Source organism: Clavibacter lycopersici, from assembly GCF_003576405.1.
In the GTDB taxonomy this organism is placed as follows: domain Bacteria; phylum Actinomycetota; class Actinomycetes; order Actinomycetales; family Microbacteriaceae; genus Clavibacter; species Clavibacter lycopersici.
This window is the reverse complement of record NZ_QWGT01000570.1, coordinates 1-380: the sequence shown is the minus strand read 5'-3', so window position 1 is coordinate 380 and position 380 is coordinate 1. Positions and strand designations below refer to the sequence as shown.

Sequence of the window (380 nt, the reverse complement as noted above, 5' to 3'; positions counted from 1 at the left end):
CGCTCGCCGCGGACCCCGGCGTCCGGCACCTCGTCGCGGAGGCGGCCCTCGCGCAGGACGCGCTCCTCCCGCAGCTGGTGGCGCTCGCGGACGACGTCGACCGCGCCGTCGACCACGGTGACCGCTGGGCCTCCCTGCTCGTCGGCGCCAAGGTCCGGGCGACGCGCACAGCCGGCGAGGTCGTGCGGCGGGCGGTGGAGGTCGCGGGCGGGGGATCCTTCCGCACGGGCGACGAGCTCGGCCGCCTGTACCGCGACGTGCTGGCCGGCGGCTTCCACCCGTCGAGCGACCGGCAGGCCGCCGAGACCATCGCGACCACGCTCCTGGGGCCCGTGCCGCGCGCCTCCTGAGCGCCGGCCGGACGGCCGGTGGGGACGGCG

The 380-nt window shown here is 79.5% G+C and carries 1 protein-coding gene; it reads left to right on the top strand.

Annotated features, from left to right (window positions below; translation table 11 throughout):
- On the top strand, positions 1-350 hold a 350-nt coding region (locus DZG00_RS16570), incomplete at its 5' end, for an acyl-CoA dehydrogenase family protein (protein WP_147360112.1).
- Positions 351-380: the final 30 nt, after the last annotated feature.